We start from the raw sequence: 17313 nt of genomic DNA, 5'->3' as shown, positions 1-17313 counted from the left end.
AATAGGCAGGTTATGCACGCATGCGGGTGATGCGGATCACCCCGGTCAAGGCGCGCAGTTTCTTGATCACGCGGGCCAGGTGCACACGGTCGTGGACGCTGACCACCAACTGCACGACGCTGATGCGACCATCGCGTTCGTCCATGCTGATTTTCTCGATGTTGCCGTCGGCCGCGTTGACGCTGCTGGCCAGCAGGGCGATCAGGCCGCGCTGATGTTCCAGCTCGACCCGCAGCTCGACGTTGAATTCGCCGGTGACATCCTTGGCCCATGAGAGCTGGATGCACTTTTCCGGGTTGTGCCTGATTTCGCTGATGTTGCGGCAGTTGTCCAGGTGCACGACCATGCCTTTGCCCGCCGACAGGTGCCCGACGATCGGGTCGCCCGGGATCGGCGTGCAGCACTTGGCGTAGCTGAGCACCAGACCTTCGGTGCCGCGAATCGCCAGCGGGCCTTCCGGGCTCGGCAGCTGCTCGCCTTCGCCAAGCAGACGGCGGGCGACCACATAGGCCATGCGGTTGCCCAGGCCGATGTCTTCGAGCAGGTCTTCGATCAGTTCGAGGCGGTATTCGGTGAGCATCGCCTTGACCCGCTCGGCCGGGATCTTTTCCAGCGAGCTGTCGAAACCGTTGAGCACCTTGTTCAGCAGGCGTTCGCCGAGGCTGATGGACTCGGAGCGGCGCTGTAGCTTCAAGGCGTGACGAATGTGCGTACGCGCCTTGCCGGTGACCACGAAGTTGAGCCACGCCGGGTTCGGCCGTGCGCCGGGAGCGCTGACAATCTCGACCGTGGAGCCGCTTTGCAGCGGTTCGGACAGTGGCGCGAGACGACGGTTGATACGGCAGGCGATGCAGCTGTTGCCGACGTCGGTGTGTACCGCGTAGGCAAAGTCGACTGCCGTGGAGCCTTTTGGCAGCTCCATGATCCGGCCTTTGGGCGTGAACACGTAGACCTCGTCCGGGAACAGGTCGATCTTCACGCTTTCGATGAATTCCAGCGAGTTGCCGGCGCGCTGCTGCATTTCCAGCACGCCTTTGACCCATTGGCGAGCGCGTGCGTGCGTGCCTTTGGGCTGCTCGTCGCCGCTGGATTTGTACAGCCAATGAGCGGCAATGCCGTTGTTGGCCATCTCTTCCATTTCGCGGGTGCGGATCTGGATCTCGATCGGTACACCGTGCATGCCGAACAGCGTGGTGTGCAGCGACTGGTAGCCGTTGGCCTTGGGAATCGCGATGTAATCCTTGAAGCGTCCCGGCAACGGTTTGTACAAATTATGCACAGCACCCAGTACGCGGTAGCAGGTATCGACCTTGTCGACGATGATCCGGAACGCGTAGACGTCCATGATCTCGTTGAAGGCCCGACGCTTGCCGCGCATTTTCTTGTAGATACCGTAGAGGTGTTTCTGCCGACCGCTGACTTCGCCCTGGATGCCGTCGATGGCGAGGCAGTGGCCGAGGGACTCTTCGATCTTGTTGACGATTTCCTTGCGGTTGCCCCGGGCGCGTTTGACCGCCTGGTAGATCCGCGCGGAACGCATCGGGTGCATGGCCTTGAAACCGAGGTCTTCGAATTCGATGCGGATCGCGTGCATGCCCAGGCGGTTGGCAATGGGCGCGTAGATTTCGAGGGTTTCCTTGGCGATGCGCCGGCGTTTTTCGCCGGACAGCACTTCCAGCGTGCGCATGTTGTGCAGGCGGTCGGCGAGTTTGACCAGGATCACGCGAATGTCGCGCGCCATGGCCATGGCCATCTTCTGGAAGTTTTCGGCTTGGGCTTCGGCCTTGGTCTCGAAATTCATCTGGGTCAGTTTGCTGACCCCGTCGACCAGTTCGGCCACAGTTTCACCGAACTGCGCTTGCAGCGCTTCCTTGGCGATACCGGTGTCTTCGATCACGTCATGCAGCATCGCAGCCATCAGGCTCTGATGGTCCATGTGCATGTCGGCAAGAATATTGGCCACGGCAAGAGGATGCGTGACGTACGCCTCGCCACTGCGACGGCGTTGACCGTCATGGGCTTGTTCGGCGTAGAAATACGCTCGGCGGACCAGGTTGACCTGGTCATTGCCGAGGTAGGTCGATAAGCGGTCGGCGAGGGCGTCTATGCTCGGCATGATGAATCCTGCCGAAAGCTGTGACCCCGCGCCGTGCTACGTCGACCAGGCATAGGCTTAGACGGCCTCGTTCGACTCGTCCTCGAACGCTGCGAACAGCGGTTCATCCTGGACGATTTCCTGCTCGGCGATGTACTCGTAGCTCATCACGCCTTCAGCAATTTCACGCAGCGCGACAACAGTCGGCTTGTCGTTTTCCCACTGAACCAGTGGCTCTTTGCCGCCGGTGGCCAGTTGACGGGCACGCTTGGTAGAGAGCATGACCAGCTCAAAGCGGTTTTCCACGTGTTCTAGGCAGTCTTCAACGGTTACGCGGGCCATGGTATTCCTCGGAGCGAATGCAATATGCGCGCTGCCCGGTTGGGCGAGCGGACTGAGCAGTTTAAAAATCACCAGCGATTAGGGAAGCGCTGATTTTTTGACCAGACCCTTCAACGCGCTGCAAGCACCAATGTAAAGCGGCTGCGGGCATTTTGGGAAGTGTTGATTTAACCGAGCAGTTCAGCCAGCAATTTGCCGAAACGTACTTGCTGACGTTTCTGTTGCAGCTGATTGGCGCGGAAAATTGCCTTGAGATCGTCCAGCGCGTGGGCGAAATCGTCGTTGATGATCAGGTAGTCGTAATCGACGTAGTGGCTCATCTCGCTGACTGCTTCACGCATGCGGCCGTCGATGATTTCGTCGCTGTCCTGGCCGCGGTTGGTCAGGCGCTGGTGCAAGGCTTGCAGCGACGGCGGCAGGATGAAGATCGAGCGCGCCTGCGGCATCAGCTTGCGCACTTGCTCGGCGCCTTGCCAGTCGATTTCCAGAATCAGGTCGTGTCCTTCGTCCAGTGTCTGCTGCAGGCGGCTTTGCGAGGTGCCGTAGAAGTTGCCGAAGACTTCGGCGCGCTCAAGAAAGTCGCCATGCTCGCCCATCTTCACGAACTCTTCGCGGCTCACGAAGTGGTAGTTCACGCCGTCCACTTCACCCGGGCGCATGGCGCGGGTGGTGTGCGAAACGGAAACGCGGATCTCCGGATCGGCGTCGGTCAACGCCTTGACCAGACTGCTCTTGCCCGCGCCCGACGGCGCAGAAATGATGTACAGGGTGCCGGTGTGTTGGGTCATGTCAGGGTAGCCTTACTCAATATTCTGCACTTGTTCGCGCATCTGCTCGATCAACACTTTGAGGTTGACGGCGGCCTGGGTGCTGCGCGGGTCGAAGGCTTTGGAGCCCAATGTGTTGGCTTCGCGGTTGAGCTCTTGCATCAGGAAGTCGAGGCGCCGACCGGCCGCGCCGCCGGACTTGAGTACCCGGCGCACTTCGATGATGTGGGTGCTCAGGCGATCCAGTTCTTCGGCCACGTCGCTTTTTTGCGCGAGAATGACCATCTCCTGTTCCAGGCGCTGCGGATCGAGCTCGGCCTTCATGTCGGCGAAGCGATCGAGGACTTTCTGGCGCTGGGTGGCGAGCATCTGCGGCACCAGTTCACGCAGGGTTACCACGTCTTCTTCGATGGAAGTCAGGCGGTCGTTGATCAAGCGAGCCAGCTCCGCGCCTTCGCGCTCGCGGCCAGCCTTCAGATCCTTCAAGCCCTGATTGAACAGCGCCAGCGCTTCGGCGTTCAGCGCTTGCGGGTCGGACGCATCGGCGACCAGCACGCCGGGCCAGGCCAGCACTTCCAGCGGATTCAGCGCAGCCGGATTCTTGATCAGCCCGGCAACGGTTTCCGCAGCGGCAACCAGTTGCGCGGCGCGCTCGCGGTCCACTTGCAGCGGTTTGCCGGTGCTTTCTTCGGTGAAGCGCAGCGTGCATTCCAGTTTGCCCCGCGACAGGCCCTGACGCAGCGCTTCACGCACGGCACCTTCGAGGTCGCGAAACGATTCGGGCAAGCGCAGGTGCGGCTCCAGATAGCGGCTGTTGACCGAGCGCAGTTCCCAGCTCAGGGTGCCCTGAACGCCGGCTTTCTCGACGCGGGCGAAGGCGGTCATGCTATGCACCATGGCGGTGACCTCGTAATGCAGATCGGCGCGAAACGCTGTTTCGCAGGCGCGATTCCAATGAATATAAGCCGACTGGCAGCAAAGGCGCAGGATTGTAGCGCAGTGCGGCGAATGCGCCCAAACACACGGTGTGACAAAGCGCTGCAGCCCGTCGGTTATGCGCGTTTGAGGGGTTTCGGTCGTCGGCCGGCGGTTTTAACCAGTGCCCACTCGCGGTGCCGCGCTCTATAATGCTCGGCAGTTTTCCGTCCTCAGTACAGGTATCCCTATGAAACGTCCAAGTGGTCGCGCTGCCGATCAGCTCCGCTCGATCCGCATCACCCGCAACTACACCAAACACGCCGAGGGATCCGTACTGGTCGAATTCGGTGATACCAAAGTCATCTGCACCGTCAGCGTCGAGAATGGCGTACCGCGCTTCCTCAAAGGCCAGGGCCAGGGCTGGCTGACTGCCGAATACGGCATGCTGCCGCGCGCCACCGGCGAGCGTAACCAGCGTGAAGCCAGCCGTGGCAAGCAGGGCGGTCGTACGCTGGAAATCCAGCGTCTGATCGGCCGCTCCCTGCGCGCAGCGCTGGACATGTCCAAGCTTGGCGACGTGACCCTGTACGTCGATTGCGACGTGATCCAGGCCGATGGCGGCACCCGCACCGCGTCCATCACCGGCGCCATGGTTGCGCTGGTCGATGCACTGAAAGTGATCAAGAAGCGCGGCGGCCTGAAAGGCGGCGATCCGCTCAAGCAGATGATCGGCGCGGTCTCGGTGGGCATGTACCAGGGCGAGCCGGTGCTGGATCTGGACTATCTTGAAGATTCCGCAGCCGAAACCGACCTGAACGTGGTGATGACCAGCACCGGCGGTTTCATCGAAGTGCAGGGCACCGCTGAAGGTGCGCCGTTCCAGCCTGACGAGCTCAATGCCATGCTGGAGCTGGCCAAGCAGGGTATGAACGAAATCTTCGAATTGCAGAAGGCCGCACTGGCCGACTGAGGTTCTTGACCACAAGGAGAGCGTGATGAGTGAAGAGCAAGAATTGCTGCCCAAGCCGAGCCAGGAGGTTCGCCAGTGGGCGATGTTCTGTCACTTGTCCGCCTTGCTGGGGATCTGGATTCCGTTCGGCAATCTGATCGGGCCGCTGATCCTTTGGCAGATGAAGCGCGAGAAAGACCCTTTCATCGATGCGCAGGGCAAAGAGGCGCTGAATTTTCAGATCACGGTGGCGATAGCCTCAATGATCTGCTTCTTGCTCATGCTGCTGATCATCGGTTTCTTCCTGTTTGGTTTGCTGGCGATCGCCGCACTGGTCCTGACGATCATTGCAGGGGTCAAAGCCAACGAAGGTTTCCGTACAGATATCCGTTCACTTGGCGACTGATCAAGTGAAAGTTTGTTGTATCGCAATATGAAAATGCCCCGACTTATCGGGGTATTTTTATTTGTGCAACTTAATAATTGGTTTTTGTTGTAGGACTAGTCTGTTAGCGATGTGCGGTTTGGCATTTATTTGCTGATATTTCTCTATTACATCTTTGGTCACAACTAAGTGGGCAAGTGTATATCCCTGTCCTTGTTATTCGCGCGAGCTGGTTGTTAAAGTTGCCCGACGCAATGTTTCGATTGAAACATTTCGATATGTTCAAGGCATCGATGGCACTTGAATTCCCCAGTAATCAGTGTTGAGAAAATCAGCCGGTTCACCAGTCAAGCCCAGGTAAACGCTCGCCTAGTGAATACTTAGCCAAGAATAATCCACATGATTGAGCTCGATTTCTACGGCACGCTCGTGGCCGCTTCTTTAGTACTACTGCTCGGACGCGGACTTGTTGCGCGTGTTGGCTTTCTGCGAAGTTACAATATTCCTGAACCGGTAGCGGGCGGCCTGGTGGTTGCCATGCTCCTGTTGATATTGCGTACTTTCGATATTGAAGTCCGCTTCGATACATCATTGCAAACACCCTTGATGTTGGCTTTCTTTGCCACGATTGGCTTGAGTGCCGACCTTGCCAGTCTGAAAAAGGGCGGCCGCATAGTCGGTATCTTCCTGCTGGCGGTCATTGGCTTGCTCGTGGTGCAGAACGCCATGGGCATCGGATTGGCGACCCTGCTCGGTCTCGATCCTTTGATGGGCTTGCTGACGGGTTCGATCACATTGGCCGGCGGCCACGGTACTGGCGCCGCATGGGGCGCGGTATTCAGCGAGAAATATGGCCTGGCCTCGGCTTCGGAGCTGGCGCTGGCCTCAGCGACGTTCGGTCTGGTGCTCGGTGGGCTGATCGGTGGGCCCGTCGCCCGGTTGCTGATCAAGCGCGTGCAAGTGCCGGGCTGCACACCCCAGCAAGCGCCGCGACTGCCAAGAGGTTTTGAACAGCCGAACAAGGAACGTTCGATCACGCCGTTTTCGTTCGTCGAGACGCTGGCGCTGATTGCCGTCAGCCTGCTCGCTGGCAATCTCTTGAATGGCTTGCTGCATGGCACTGCGTTCGAACTGCCGACGTTTGTTTGCGTGCTGTTTGTGGGTGTGGTGTTGCGCAACAGTCTGTCAGCGCTTGGCTTGTATCAGGTATTCGAGCGTGAAGTGTCTGTGCTCGGCAATGTCAGCCTCTCGCTGTTTCTGGCAATCGCGCTGATGTCGCTGAAGTTGTGGGATCTGGCGGCGCTGGCATTGCCGATCTTCATCATTCTGGCCGTGCAGGCGCTGGTCATGGCGCTGTTCGCGATTTTCGTGACGTTCCGGGTGATGGGCAGCAACTACGATGCCGCAGTGCTGGCTGCAGGACATTGCGGCTTCGGTCTGGGCGCCACGCCGACGGCGATTGCCAACATGCAAGCGGTGACGCAGCGCTATGGGCCATCGCAAATCGCGTTTCTGGTAGTGCCGATGGTAGGAGCGTTCTTCATCGATATCGTCAACGTCATTGTGATCAAGCTGTACCTGACCCTGCCATTCTTCGCTGCGATCTAGAAAAGGACAGCACATAAAAAATGCCCGCATCTCACGATGCGGGCATTTTCTTTGGCTGCGATACGACGCTTAGATGGTCAGCGTCCAGTCGTAGTCGACGATCAACGGCGCGTGCTGTGAAAACCGTGGCTGACGCGGCAGGCGCGCACTGCGCACCGAGCGACGCAGGCCCGGGGTCAGGATCTGATAATCGAAACGCCAGCCCAGATTGAGCATCTCGGCCTGTTCGTTATCCGGCCACCAGCTGTACTGATCGCCTTCGCGACTGACTTCGCGCAGCGCATCGACATAGCCCATGTTGCCGACAATCTCATCCATCCAGGCGCGTTCCGGCGCCAGGAAGCCTGGAGATTGCTGGCTGTCGCGCCAGTTCTTGATGTCGAGTTTCTGCTGCGCAACGTACAGCGAGCCACAATAAATGTACTCGCGACGTTTGCGTCGCTGTTTGTCCAGGTACTTGCCGAAATCGTCCATGAGCTTGAACTTCTGGTTCAAGTCCTCATCGCCGTTCATCCCCGAAGGAAACAGCAAGGTGGCAATACTGACTTTGTCGAAATCTGCTTGCAGGTAGCGCCCGTAGCGGTCGGCCGTCTCGAAACCGAGACCGCTGATGACAGCCTTCGGTTGCAACCGCGAGTACAAAGCCACGCCGCCTTGGGCAGGGACTTCAGCATCGCAGGCATAAAGGAAGTAGCCATCCAGTTGGAAGGCTGGGTCATCCAGTTCAAAGGCGGAGGCACGGGTGTCCTGCAGGCAGATGACGTCGGCATTCTGGGCTTGCAGCCAACTGAGCAAACCGCGCTCGACTGCCGCCTGAATACCATTGACGTTCACACTGATGATCCGCATAAATGGCCCCAAAAATCGCGTGCGTGTATGATACACGGCGTCAAGCTAATTAGCTAAATCCGTGGTATTTGGGGTTTTTTCATGCAAGCGTATCAGCGCGATTTCATTCGTTTTGCCATCGATCGCGGCGTTTTGCGCTTCGGTGAGTTCACCCTGAAGTCCGGGCGCACCAGTCCCTACTTCTTCAACGCCGGCCTGTTCAACTCGGGTTCGGCCCTGGCGCAACTGGGACGTTTCTACGCTGCGGCCATCGCCGAAAGCGGTATCCCCTTCGACGTTCTGTTTGGCCCGGCTTATAAAGGCATTCCGCTGGCGGCCACGACCGCCGTTGCGCTGGCCGAACATCACGGCCGTGACCTGCCATGGTGCTTCAACCGCAAGGAAGCCAAGGCCCACGGCGAGGGCGGCAGCCTGGTCGGCGCACCGCTGACTGGCGAAGTCTTGATCATCGACGACGTGATCACCGCTGGCACTGCCATTCGCGAAGTGATGCAGATCATCGCTTCCCAGGACGGCGCCAAGGCCGCCGGTGTGCTGATCGCATTGAACCGTCAGGAGCGTGGCAACGGCGAACTGTCGGCGATCCAGGAAGTCGAGCGCGACTTCGGTATTCCGGTGATCAGCATCGTCTCGCTGAATCAGGTGCTGGAGTTCCTCGCCGATGATCCGCAGCTCAAGCAGCATCTGCCAGCCGTGGAAGCGTATCGCGCCCAATTTGGCGTTTGACCAATGTGGGAGCGAGCCTGCTCGCGAATGGCCGTCACCTATCAGCGGTGAGGCAAATTACGCTTTCGCGAGCAGGCTCGCTCCCACAGTAAAAGACCCGGTTCAGTCAGGCTGAACCGGGTCTTTTTGTTGGCGATCAACGCAGACTTCGCCATTTCATGAGCAGCCTCAGCGCCAATCCGATATTGACCAGCGCAAACACCAGCAGCGCAACTACCACCATGACGTACAGCGTGCGATCCACATCGAAATCCCACAGATCCAGCGTGCTGCTGCGCACGATTCCGACTGCCGCCGGCAAGTTAACGTAAAACAGCGCCACAAAAGCACACGTCAACGGCAATGCTCGCCAGTAGACAGTGGCCAGAATCCTGTCTCGACTACGTTTTCGAGCCTGCGAACCCTTTTGATATTCATCCTCAGCCAACGCTTCGTTGAGCGCTGGCCACGCCAGATTGAACATGAACGTGGTCAGGGTCAGCAGCAAGCCACTGACCGCGACAATGTCACTGAACGGCATTCAGCCCCAGCGTTGCGCAGAGCAATGCGTGGGAATCTTCGCTGATTTCGAACTGTCCGGCGCTGCCCTTGCGTTTGGTGATGGGTTTGAAGGTCGGCTCGTTTTGGGTAATGAGCATGTTCAGTTCGTCGCGAATCACGTCCGAGCTGATCACCACCAGATACACATTTTGCGCATGTTCGGCGGACTCGATCACCGCGCGCATACTGTGCTGCAAGATGTCGTCGAGTTGGTTGCGAAAGCGCGAAACGGTGTTCTTCAGCAGGGTTTTGCTTTGGCTCTGGGTCAGTTGAAAGATCGTCGATATCTGCGATTCGGTCGGCAGGGTTTGCCCGAAGTAACTCTGTATCAAATACAGCAGGCGATCCTGTTTGGCTTCATCAGCCCGGCTGGGCATGCCGCCCTCGACCAGCATTTTCAGGTACTCGGTCAGGCTGGCCTTGGCGATGCGCTCCAGCGCATGGGCGATTTCAGCGTCGCCGATGCGCAAGGTCTTTTTCACCGGTTCCTTCTGTTCCTGCTCGAAAGCGTCGGCGTCGATCGTGAACGAGATCTGCATGGCTCAGGCGCTCCGGGATTATTTTTTGCTGGCGGCTGGTGTTTCGGATTTCTCCGGGTACGGATCCTGTGGCGCGTCACCTTGGCCGGTGAGGGTTTTCCAGCCGTTCAGGACATGCGCCGATTTGCGAAACTGCGGGCAGGGCGGCATTGAAGTCTTGGCTTGATTGGAATAACGATGGCCGCAGTCCACGCATTCGTAGGTGCCTGCTGAAACATCGCTGCCGTAAGGAACGTAATCTTTCTGCATGAGTGAATCTCCGTTGGATGAGAGGAAGATCCTATGGAGATTTGTTCTGGAGGGATGTCGGACGTTTCGCTGTGTCGAGTCAGGCTTTTCCTGCGCGCACAAAAAAGATCGCAGCCTTCGTCAGTTCCTACAAAAGCGGATTCTCGCGTGTGCGAAATCCCTGTAGGAGCTATTGAAGGCTGCGATCTTTTGCTTCAGCGATTGGCGATCAAGGACGCTTGCGATTACTGATCAGCGTGCCCACGCCGGTATCGGTGAAGATTTCCAGCAGGATCGCATTCGGCACACGACCATCGATGATCAACGAACTGCCAACCCCACCTTGAACCGCTTCCAGTGCACAACGGATCTTCGGCAGCATGCCGCCGTAGATCGTGCCGTCAGCGATCAGATCGTCGACCTGCTGCGTGCTCAGGCCGGTCAGCACGGTGCCCGACTTGTCCATCAGGCCGGCGATGTTGGTCAGCAGCATCAGCTTTTCAGCTTTCAGTGCTTCGGCAACCTTGCCCGCCACCAGATCGGCGTTGATGTTGTACGACTCACCGTTCTCACCGACGCCAATCGGTGCGATGACCGGGATGAAGTTGCCTTTGACCAGCAGGTTCAACAGTTCGGTGTTGATGCCGACGACTTCGCCGACGTGGCCGATGTCGATGATTTCCGGCTGAGTCATCTCCGGGGTCTGACGGGAGACGGTGAGCTTCTTCGCCCGGATCAGCCCGGCATCTTTACCGGTCAGGCCGATGGCGCTGCCGCCATGGCGGTTGATCAGGTTGACGATGCTTTTGTTGACCTGACCGCCAAGGACCATTTCCACCACGTCCATGGTCGCCGCGTCGGTGACGCGCATGCCGTCGACGAAATGGCTTTCGATCGACAGACGCTTGAGCAGGTCACCGATCTGCGGGCCGCCACCGTGCACGACCACCGGGTTGATGCCCACGGCTTTCATCAGCACGATGTCGCGGGCGAAGCCGGTTTTCAGCTCCTCGCTTTCCATCGCGTTGCCGCCGTATTTGATCACCAGGGTCTTGCCGACATAGCGTCGGATGTAAGGCAGCGCTTCGGACAGGACCTTGGCAGTGTTGGCGGCGGCTTCGCGTTCGAGGGTCATTCAGGGCTCCGGGTGGATCAGAACGGTAGTTGGAGATCAGGTGCAACGCGTTTCAGTTGGGCGTGGAACACATCCTTGATGCGCTGCAATTCAGCCTCGTCATCGGCCTCGAAGCGCAGCACCAGCACCGGTGTGGTGTTGGATGCGCGCACCAGGCCCCAGCCTTTGGCGTAATCGACCCGCACGCCGTCGATGGTGGTCAGGTCGGCGCCTTCGCCCCACTGAGCATCGTGCAGTGCATCAATGATGCTGAATTTGCTCTCTTCGGTCACATGGATATTGATTTCCGGCGTGGAAATATCGTTCGGGAAGGTCGCAAACAGCTCTTCCGCAGTGGATTTTTCCTTGCTGAGGATCTCCAGCAGACGTGCGGCGCTGTAGATGCCGTCGTCGAAACCGAACCAGCGCTCCTTGAAGAAGATGTGCCCGCTCATTTCGCCGGCCAACAGCGCGCCGGATTGTTTCATTTTCTTTTTGATCAACGAGTGACCGGTCTTCCACATTAGCGGCCGACCGCCGTATTCCTTGATCAGCGGCACCAAACGGCGGGTGCATTTAACGTCGAAGATGATTTCCGCGTCCGGGTTGCGTGCCACCACGTCGCGGGCGAACAGCATCAGCAGACGGTCCGGGTAGACGATGCTGCCGGTGTTGGTCACCACACCGACGCGGTCGCCGTCACCGTCGAAGGCCAGGCCGATATCGGCGTTGGTTTCCTTGACCTTGGCGATAAGGTCGACGAGGTTTTCCGGTTTGCCCGGATCCGGGTGATGGTTCGGAAAGTTGCCGTCGACTTCGCAGAACAGCGGGATGACTTCGCAGTTCAGCGCTTCGATCAATTGCGGAGCGATCACACCGGCAGCGCCGTTGCCGCAGTCGACCACGACTTTCAGGCGACGAGCGAGTTTGATGTCCTGGACGATTTCGGTGTTGTAGCGGTCGAGGATTTCGACTTGGGTGACGCTGCCCTGGCCAGTGCTCAGGTCGTTGTTCTTGATGCGTCCGTGCAGCACCTGAATCTGTTCGTTGGCGAGAGTGTCGCCGGCGATGACGATTTTGAAGCCGTTGTAGTTCGACGGATTGTGGCTGCCGGTGAGCATCACCCCGGATTTGCCGGCCAGCACATTGGCGGCGTAGTACAGCGCCGGCGTTGGCACCAGGCCGACATCGCTGACGTGGCAACCGCTCTCGGCGATGCCGCGAATGAGTTCCGCGACCAGCTCCGGGCCGGACAGGCGACCGTCGCGACCGACCGACACATTCGGTTCGCCCTGGGCCAGGCTCTGCGAGCCGATGGCGCGGCCGATCCAGTAGGCGGTTTCACCGTTGAGGTATTCCGGCACGGTGCCGCGAATGTCGTAGGCGCGGAAAATGCTGTCAGGCAGCTTCGGGGCGATCTTGGCGGGGGTATTCATCTGCGGAAATGCTCCATCTCGAAAAGGGCGGGACAGACCGGCGAAATCTTCGACGGCAGGCTCAAACTGAAGGGTATGACGGCGTTTTCCACAGAGAGTTCGTGCTATGAAAGGGCCATGACGCCTCGCCTGGCCGGGCTCGCGGCCGGCAAAACCTTGATTTTCCGCGCTTAACCGTTCTGGTGAATCTGCACAAATTTCCGTGTAAGAGCTGCCGCAGGCTCGGGCCGCGATCGGACGATCTTTTGATTTTGCTTTTTAAGATCAAGATCAAAAGATCGCAGCCTTCGGCAGCTCCTACAGGGCGGTGCCAATCATTTGGTGCCAGTGTGGCCAAAGCCGCCGGTGCCGCGCTCGGTCTCGACGAACTCTTCAACCATCTCGAAATGCGCCTGCACCACCGGCACCAGCACCAATTGCGCCAGGCGCTCGCCGACGGTCATGGTGAAATCGCTCTGGCCACGGTTCCAGCAGGACACCATCAGCGGACCCTGGTAATCGGAGTCGATCAGGCCGACCAGATTGCCCAGCACGATGCCGTGTTTGTGGCCCATGCCCGAGCGCGGCAGGATCAGCGCGGCGAGATTCGGGTCGCCGATGTACACCGACAGCCCGGTGGGGATCAACACGGTTTCACCCGGTTTGATCACGATGTCCTGTTCCAGCATGGCGCGCAGATCGAGGCCGGCGGAGCCCGGTGTGGCGTATTGCGGCAGCGGGAATTCGGTACCGATGCGTGGATCGAGGATCTTGGCTTGCAAAGCGTGCATGTAAATTAAACCTGGTTCAGACGTTCGGCGATAAAAGTGACCAGTTGGCGAGCGATCTTGCTCTTGCTGGTCTGGGCGAAAACCGTGGCGTGCAGCTCACGGTCGATGACGCTGCAGGCGTTTTCTTCGCTGTTGAAACCGATGCTCGGGTTGGCGACGTCGTTGGCGACGATCAGATCGAGATTCTTGTCCTTCAGCTTGCGTGCAGCGTAGTCGAGCAGGTGTTCGGTTTCGGCAGCGAAGCCGACACTGAACGGACGGTCGGGACGGGTCGCGATGGTGGCGAGAATGTCCGGATTGCGCACCATTTGCAGGACGAAGCCGTCGCCGCTCGTAGGATCTTTCTTGAGTTTATGCGGGGCGACGACTTCGGGGCGGTAGTCCGCCACCGCTGCCGACGAAATGAACACATCGCAAGGTATGGCCGATTCGCAGGCGGCGAGCATGTCGCGGGCGCTGACCACGTCAATCCGCGTCACGCGATCAGGCGTCGGCAGGTGCACCGGGCCGCTGATCAATGTCACCCGGGCGCCGGCTTCCACGGCTGCTTCGGCGAGGGCAAAGCCCATTTTTCCCGAGCTATGGTTGGTGATGTAGCGCACCGGGTCGATGTTTTCCTGAGTCGGGCCGGCGGTGATCACCACATGCTTGCCGGTGAGGGCCAGGCGCTGGAAGCAATCGGCGGCGAGCAGCGCCAGATCGGTGGCTTCCATCATGCGGCCCATGCCGACGTCGCCGCAGGCCTGACTGCCCGAGGCCGGGCCGAAAGTCTTCAAGCCACGGCTTTCCAGCAGTTGCAGGTTGGCCTGGGTCGCCGGATCGCGCCACATCGCCTGATTCATCGCCGGCGCGACGGCAACCACGGCGTCGGTGGCCAGCACCAGTGTGGTCAGCAGATCATTGGCTATGCCTTGGGCCAGACGAGCGATCAGGTCGGCGGTGGCCGGGGCGATCAGTACCAGATCGGCCCATTTCGCCAGCTCGATATGGCCCATGGCGGCTTCGGCGGCAGGGTCGAGCAAGTCGAGGTGAACCGGGTGCCCCGAGAGGGCCTGCATGGTCAGCGGGGTAATGAATTCGGCGCCGCCATGGGTCATGACCACGCGCACTTCCGCACCCTGATCGATCAGGCGGCGAACCAGATCGGCGCTCTTATAGGCCGCAATGCCGCCGCCGACGCCCAGAACGATGCGTTTCCGATACAGCCGCTGCATAGGTCTGCCTTTCATTTCGTTGATGACGGCGGCGCGATACCCTCCCCAGGGTTGAATCGACCGCCAAAAAGATGGGCTACGATATCACAGCGACCGCTACGGAACAGCGGCGCCCACAGACAAGGAGGTGCTATGAGTATTCGCGATTGGCCGGCGGCGGAACGGCCGCGGGAAAGGCTGTTGGAGCATGGGGCAGGGAGTCTTTCGGATGCTGAGCTGTTGGCGATTTTTCTGCGCACCGGATTGCCCGGAAAAAGCGCTGTTGACCTCGCCAGACATCTGCTGACGCAATTCGGTGGCCTGCGTTTGTTGCTCGAGGCCGATCAGGACGCATTCAGCAAACAAATGGGCCTCGGCCCGGCCAAGTTCGCCCAGTTGCAAGCCGCTCAGGAAATGAGCAAGCGCCATCTGGCCGAGCGTTCACGACAGAAACCGGCCCTGGAAGAACCCTCAGGTCGTCCGCGATTACCTCAAGGCAATGCTGCGGCATGAGCCGCACGAGGTGTTCGGCTGCCTGTTTCTCGATTCAAAGCACCAGGTGCTGAATTTCGAGGCGCTGTTTCGCGGCTCTATCGACAACACCAGCGTGCATCCTCGGGAGGTGGTGAAGCGCGCGCTGGCCAATAACGCCGCAGCGGTGATCCTCTGTCACAACCACCCGTCCGGCAATACCGATCCAAGTCAGGCCGATCGGCTGCTGACCAAGCGCCTGCAGAAAGCGCTGGAGCTGATTGACGTGCGAGTGCTCGATCACTTCATCATCGGAGACGGCGAACCGCTGTCGATGGCCGAGTGTGGCTGGATGTAAAAGAGCAGCGGCAAGCCTCTAGCTGCAAGCGGCAAGCTGGAGCCGTGCGCGGAGTGCTCTAGCTTGCCGCTTGCCGCTTGCCGCTTGCCGCTTAGGGCTTGAGGCTGATTTTTGAATAATCCTGCCGGCCAAACGGGCTGACGGAATAACCCTGAACATCCTTGCGCGTCAAAGCGTAGGCCGTCGGGTGCGCCAGGGGCAGCCACAGTGCCTGCTGCTGGATCTGCGCCTGTGCCTGTTCATACAGCTTGGTCCGTACGCCTTGCTCGCTGGTGGTCTTGCCGGCGCTGATCAGCTTGTCCAGATCGGCGTTGCAGTACCGCGCGAAGTTGGTGCCGGACTTCACCGCCGCGCAGGAAAACTGTGGGGTGAGGAAGTTGTCCGGGTCGCCGTTATCGCCGGCCCAGCCCATGAACAGCAGGTCATGTTCGCCGGCCTTGGCGCGTCGAATCAGTTCGCCCCATTCGATCACACGGATCTCAGCCTGTATGCCGATCTCGGCCAGATCCGACTGCAGCATCTGCGCGCCGAGGCTCGGGTTCGGGTTGAGCAGGCTGCCCGATGGCCGCGTCCAGATCGTCGTCTGGAAACCCTCCTTCAAGCCGGCCTTGGCGAGCAGCGCCTTGGCTTTGGCCACGTCGTGCGGATAGCTCGGCAGGTTCTTCGCGTAGCTCCAGGTGTTCGGCGGGTACGGGCCGTTGGCCGCCTCGGCGGTGTCTTCGAACACGGCTTTGATGTAGTTGGCCTTGTCGAAAGCGAGGTTGATCGCCTGGCGCACTTCCGGTTTGTCCAGTGGCGGATGCTGGCTGTTGATGCCCACGAAAGCGGTCATGAAAGCCTCAGTCTTTTCGACTTTCAGCGTCGGCTCCTTCAGCGCAGCCTGTACGTCCAGTGGTTTTGGCGACAGGGCGATCTGGCATTCATTGCGCCGCAGCTTTTGCAGGCGCACGTTGGCGTCCGGCGTGATAGCGAAGATCAACGGGTCGACGGCAGGCTTGCCACGGAAATATTCCGGGTTTGCCTTGTAGCGGATCGCTGCGTCTTTCTGAAAGCGGTTGAACACGAACGGGCCGGTGCCGATCGGCTGGCTGTTGAGTTTGTCGGTGGCGCCGGCCTTCATCAGTTTGTCGGCGTATTCGGCGGAATAAATCGAGGCGAAGCCCATGCTCAGGGTCGCGAGGAAAGTCGAATCCGGATGGTCGAGAGTAAAACGCACGGTGAGCGGGTCGAGGGCGTCGATCTTCTTGATCAGGGTCGGCAGTTGCATCGACTGCGCATGGGGAAGCCGCTCTGGGCGACCTTGTGCCACGGGTTGGCCGGGTCGAGCATGCGGTCGAAGCTGAATTTGACGTCTTCAGCGCTCAGCTCGCGGCTCGGCTTGAAGTACTCGGTTGTATGAAATTTCACCTGCGGGTGCAGTTTGAATACATACGTCAGGCCGTCGGTGCTGACTTCCCAGCTGTCAGCAAGGCTCGGGATGACCTTGCCACTGGCGGTATCGAAATCCACCAAGCGGTTCATCAGTACGTCAGCCGAAGCATTGGTGGTGGTCAGCGAGTTGTACTGCACCACGTCGAACCCTTCGGGACTGGCCTCGGTACAAACGCTCAACGCGGCGGCCTGGGCGAGGGGCTCAGCAACAGCGGAGCGAGTAACAGGGGTAGGGCAGCGAGGCGCATGGTCGGTTTCCTTTACAGATCGAAGGCCCATCTGCAAGTGCAGTCTGGAAAAGTCCTACCCTAGAGCTCTGAATTGCAAATGACTATCCCCTTTTTGCATTTTCAGGCGCACTCTTGCGCGGTTTCGAGCATGGGCAGCGAAATGAAAAGTCCGAATTGCCTGTAGGAGCGGATTTCTGCGACGAGTGGTCAAAACCGGTCGCGGCCTTTGTTCAAAGCGTTCGCAGGCCGAAAAAGCGGCATTTTATTGATTCATTGCACAGCGATTGTTGTTGCACCCCGGTCTTTCTGGTATAAAGCAGCGCTCTTTTCTAGGGGCCCGGTTCCTTCACTGTAGGTGTAGCCG

14 protein-coding genes and 4 pseudogenes are annotated in these 17313 nt (G+C 59.3%); 5 read left to right on the top strand and 13 right to left on the bottom strand.

The annotated features are described in order from the left end of the window. Nucleotides 1–10 precede the first annotated feature (10 nt). The 4 genes from spoT to LJU32_03815 form a co-directional block, all read right to left on the bottom strand. A complete protein-coding gene (gene spoT / locus LJU32_03830) occupies nucleotides 11–2116 on the bottom strand; it encodes a bifunctional GTP diphosphokinase/guanosine-3',5'-bis pyrophosphate 3'-pyrophosphohydrolase (GenBank protein ID WKV89533.1) in 2106 nt (701 codons plus the stop codon). 57 nt (nucleotides 2117–2173) lie between these two features. Continuing rightward, nucleotides 2174–2437 carry a DNA-directed RNA polymerase subunit omega gene (rpoZ, locus tag LJU32_03825; protein WKV89532.1) on the bottom strand — a complete coding sequence of 88 codons (264 nt, stop codon included), beginning with the start codon at nucleotides 2435–2437 and terminating at the stop codon, nucleotides 2174–2176. 167 nt (nucleotides 2438–2604) lie between these two features. Beyond that, nucleotides 2605–3225, bottom strand: coding sequence for a guanylate kinase (gene gmk, locus LJU32_03820; GenBank protein WKV89531.1), 621 nt, complete (start codon nucleotides 3223–3225; stop codon nucleotides 2605–2607). 12 nt (nucleotides 3226–3237) lie between these two features. Further along, nucleotides 3238–4101, bottom strand: a complete 864-nt coding sequence (locus LJU32_03815) for a YicC family protein (protein ID WKV89530.1) — start codon at nucleotides 4099–4101, stop codon at nucleotides 3238–3240. Between the two features lie 268 nt (nucleotides 4102–4369). Here LJU32_03815 and rph point away from each other — a divergent pair, with 268 nt between their 5' ends. The 3 genes and pseudogenes from rph (at nucleotide 4370) to gltS (ending at nucleotide 7064) form a co-directional block, all read left to right on the top strand. Further along, nucleotides 4370–5092, top strand: a complete 723-nt coding sequence (rph, locus tag LJU32_03810) for a ribonuclease PH (protein WKV89529.1) — start codon at nucleotides 4370–4372, stop codon at nucleotides 5090–5092. 25 nt (nucleotides 5093–5117) lie between these two features. Further along, a pseudogene (locus tag LJU32_03805) lies at nucleotides 5118–5485 on the top strand (DUF4870 domain-containing protein). A 370-nt stretch (nucleotides 5486–5855) separates the two neighbouring features. Continuing rightward, nucleotides 5856–7064, top strand: coding sequence for a sodium/glutamate symporter (gltS, locus tag LJU32_03800; protein WKV89528.1), 1209 nt, complete (start codon nucleotides 5856–5858; stop codon nucleotides 7062–7064). Between the two features lie 69 nt (nucleotides 7065–7133). Here the strand turns inward: gltS and crc are convergent, their stop codons facing one another. Next, on the bottom strand, nucleotides 7134–7913 hold the full coding sequence (gene crc / locus LJU32_03795; GenBank protein WKV89527.1) for a catabolite repression control protein Crc: 780 nt from the start codon (nucleotides 7911–7913) through the stop codon (nucleotides 7134–7136). Between the two features lie 81 nt (nucleotides 7914–7994). On the opposite strand from crc, the gene pyrE reads away from it, so the two are divergent. Then, nucleotides 7995–8639 (top strand): orotate phosphoribosyltransferase, encoded by a 645-nt coding sequence (pyrE, locus tag LJU32_03790; GenBank protein ID WKV89526.1) that lies wholly within the window; start codon nucleotides 7995–7997, stop codon nucleotides 8637–8639. Nucleotides 8640–8775: 136 nt separating this feature from the next. Here pyrE and LJU32_03785 read toward each other — a convergent pair whose 3' ends face one another. The 7 genes and pseudogenes from LJU32_03785 to coaBC all read right to left on the bottom strand — a co-directional run bounded on the left by LJU32_03785 (nucleotide 8776) and on the right by coaBC (nucleotide 14480). Then, the gene (locus LJU32_03785) at nucleotides 8776–9159 is read right to left on the bottom strand and encodes a hypothetical protein (protein WKV89525.1); all 384 of its coding nucleotides are present in this window, start codon (nucleotides 9157–9159) and stop codon (nucleotides 8776–8778) included. Further along, nucleotides 9146–9718 (bottom strand): hypothetical protein, encoded by a 573-nt coding sequence (locus tag LJU32_03780; protein ID WKV89524.1) that lies wholly within the window; start codon nucleotides 9716–9718, stop codon nucleotides 9146–9148. The genes LJU32_03785 and LJU32_03780 overlap by 14 nt, the downstream gene beginning before the upstream one ends. Nucleotides 9719–9736: 18 nt before the next feature. Then, the gene (locus LJU32_03775; GenBank protein ID WKV89523.1) at nucleotides 9737–9967 is read right to left on the bottom strand and encodes a hypothetical protein; all 231 of its coding nucleotides are present in this window, start codon (nucleotides 9965–9967) and stop codon (nucleotides 9737–9739) included. Nucleotides 9968–10175: 208 nt separating this feature from the next. Continuing rightward, nucleotides 10176–11081 (bottom strand): acetylglutamate kinase, encoded by a 906-nt coding sequence (gene argB / locus LJU32_03770; protein ID WKV89522.1) that lies wholly within the window; start codon nucleotides 11079–11081, stop codon nucleotides 10176–10178. 17 nt (nucleotides 11082–11098) lie between these two features. Next, nucleotides 11099–12502, bottom strand: a pseudogene (locus LJU32_03765) (phosphomannomutase/phosphoglucomutase). Between the two features lie 308 nt (nucleotides 12503–12810). Then, entirely contained in the window at nucleotides 12811–13266 is a 456-nt protein-coding gene (dut, locus tag LJU32_03760) for a dUTP diphosphatase (protein WKV89521.1), read from the bottom strand. Nucleotides 13267–13271: 5 nt separating this feature from the next. Further along, nucleotides 13272–14480, bottom strand: a complete 1209-nt coding sequence (gene coaBC / locus LJU32_03755; protein WKV89520.1) for a bifunctional phosphopantothenoylcysteine decarboxylase/phosphopantothenate--cysteine ligase CoaBC — start codon at nucleotides 14478–14480, stop codon at nucleotides 13272–13274. A 132-nt stretch (nucleotides 14481–14612) separates the two neighbouring features. Between coaBC and radC the strand changes: the two are divergent. Further along, nucleotides 14613–15288 (top strand): annotated as a pseudogene (gene radC, locus LJU32_03750) (DNA repair protein RadC). Between the two features lie 91 nt (nucleotides 15289–15379). On the opposite strand, the pseudogene LJU32_03745 reads toward radC, so the two are convergent. Next, nucleotides 15380–16967 (bottom strand): annotated as a pseudogene (locus LJU32_03745) (ABC transporter substrate-binding protein). Nucleotides 16968–17313 lie beyond the last annotated feature (346 nt).

The sequence above is a fragment of the Pseudomonas sp. B21_DOA genome (assembly GCA_030544685.1).
In the GTDB taxonomy this organism is placed as follows: domain Bacteria; phylum Pseudomonadota; class Gammaproteobacteria; order Pseudomonadales; family Pseudomonadaceae; genus Aquipseudomonas; species Aquipseudomonas fluorescens_AO.
This window is presented reverse-complemented; position numbering and strand designations above follow the sequence as displayed.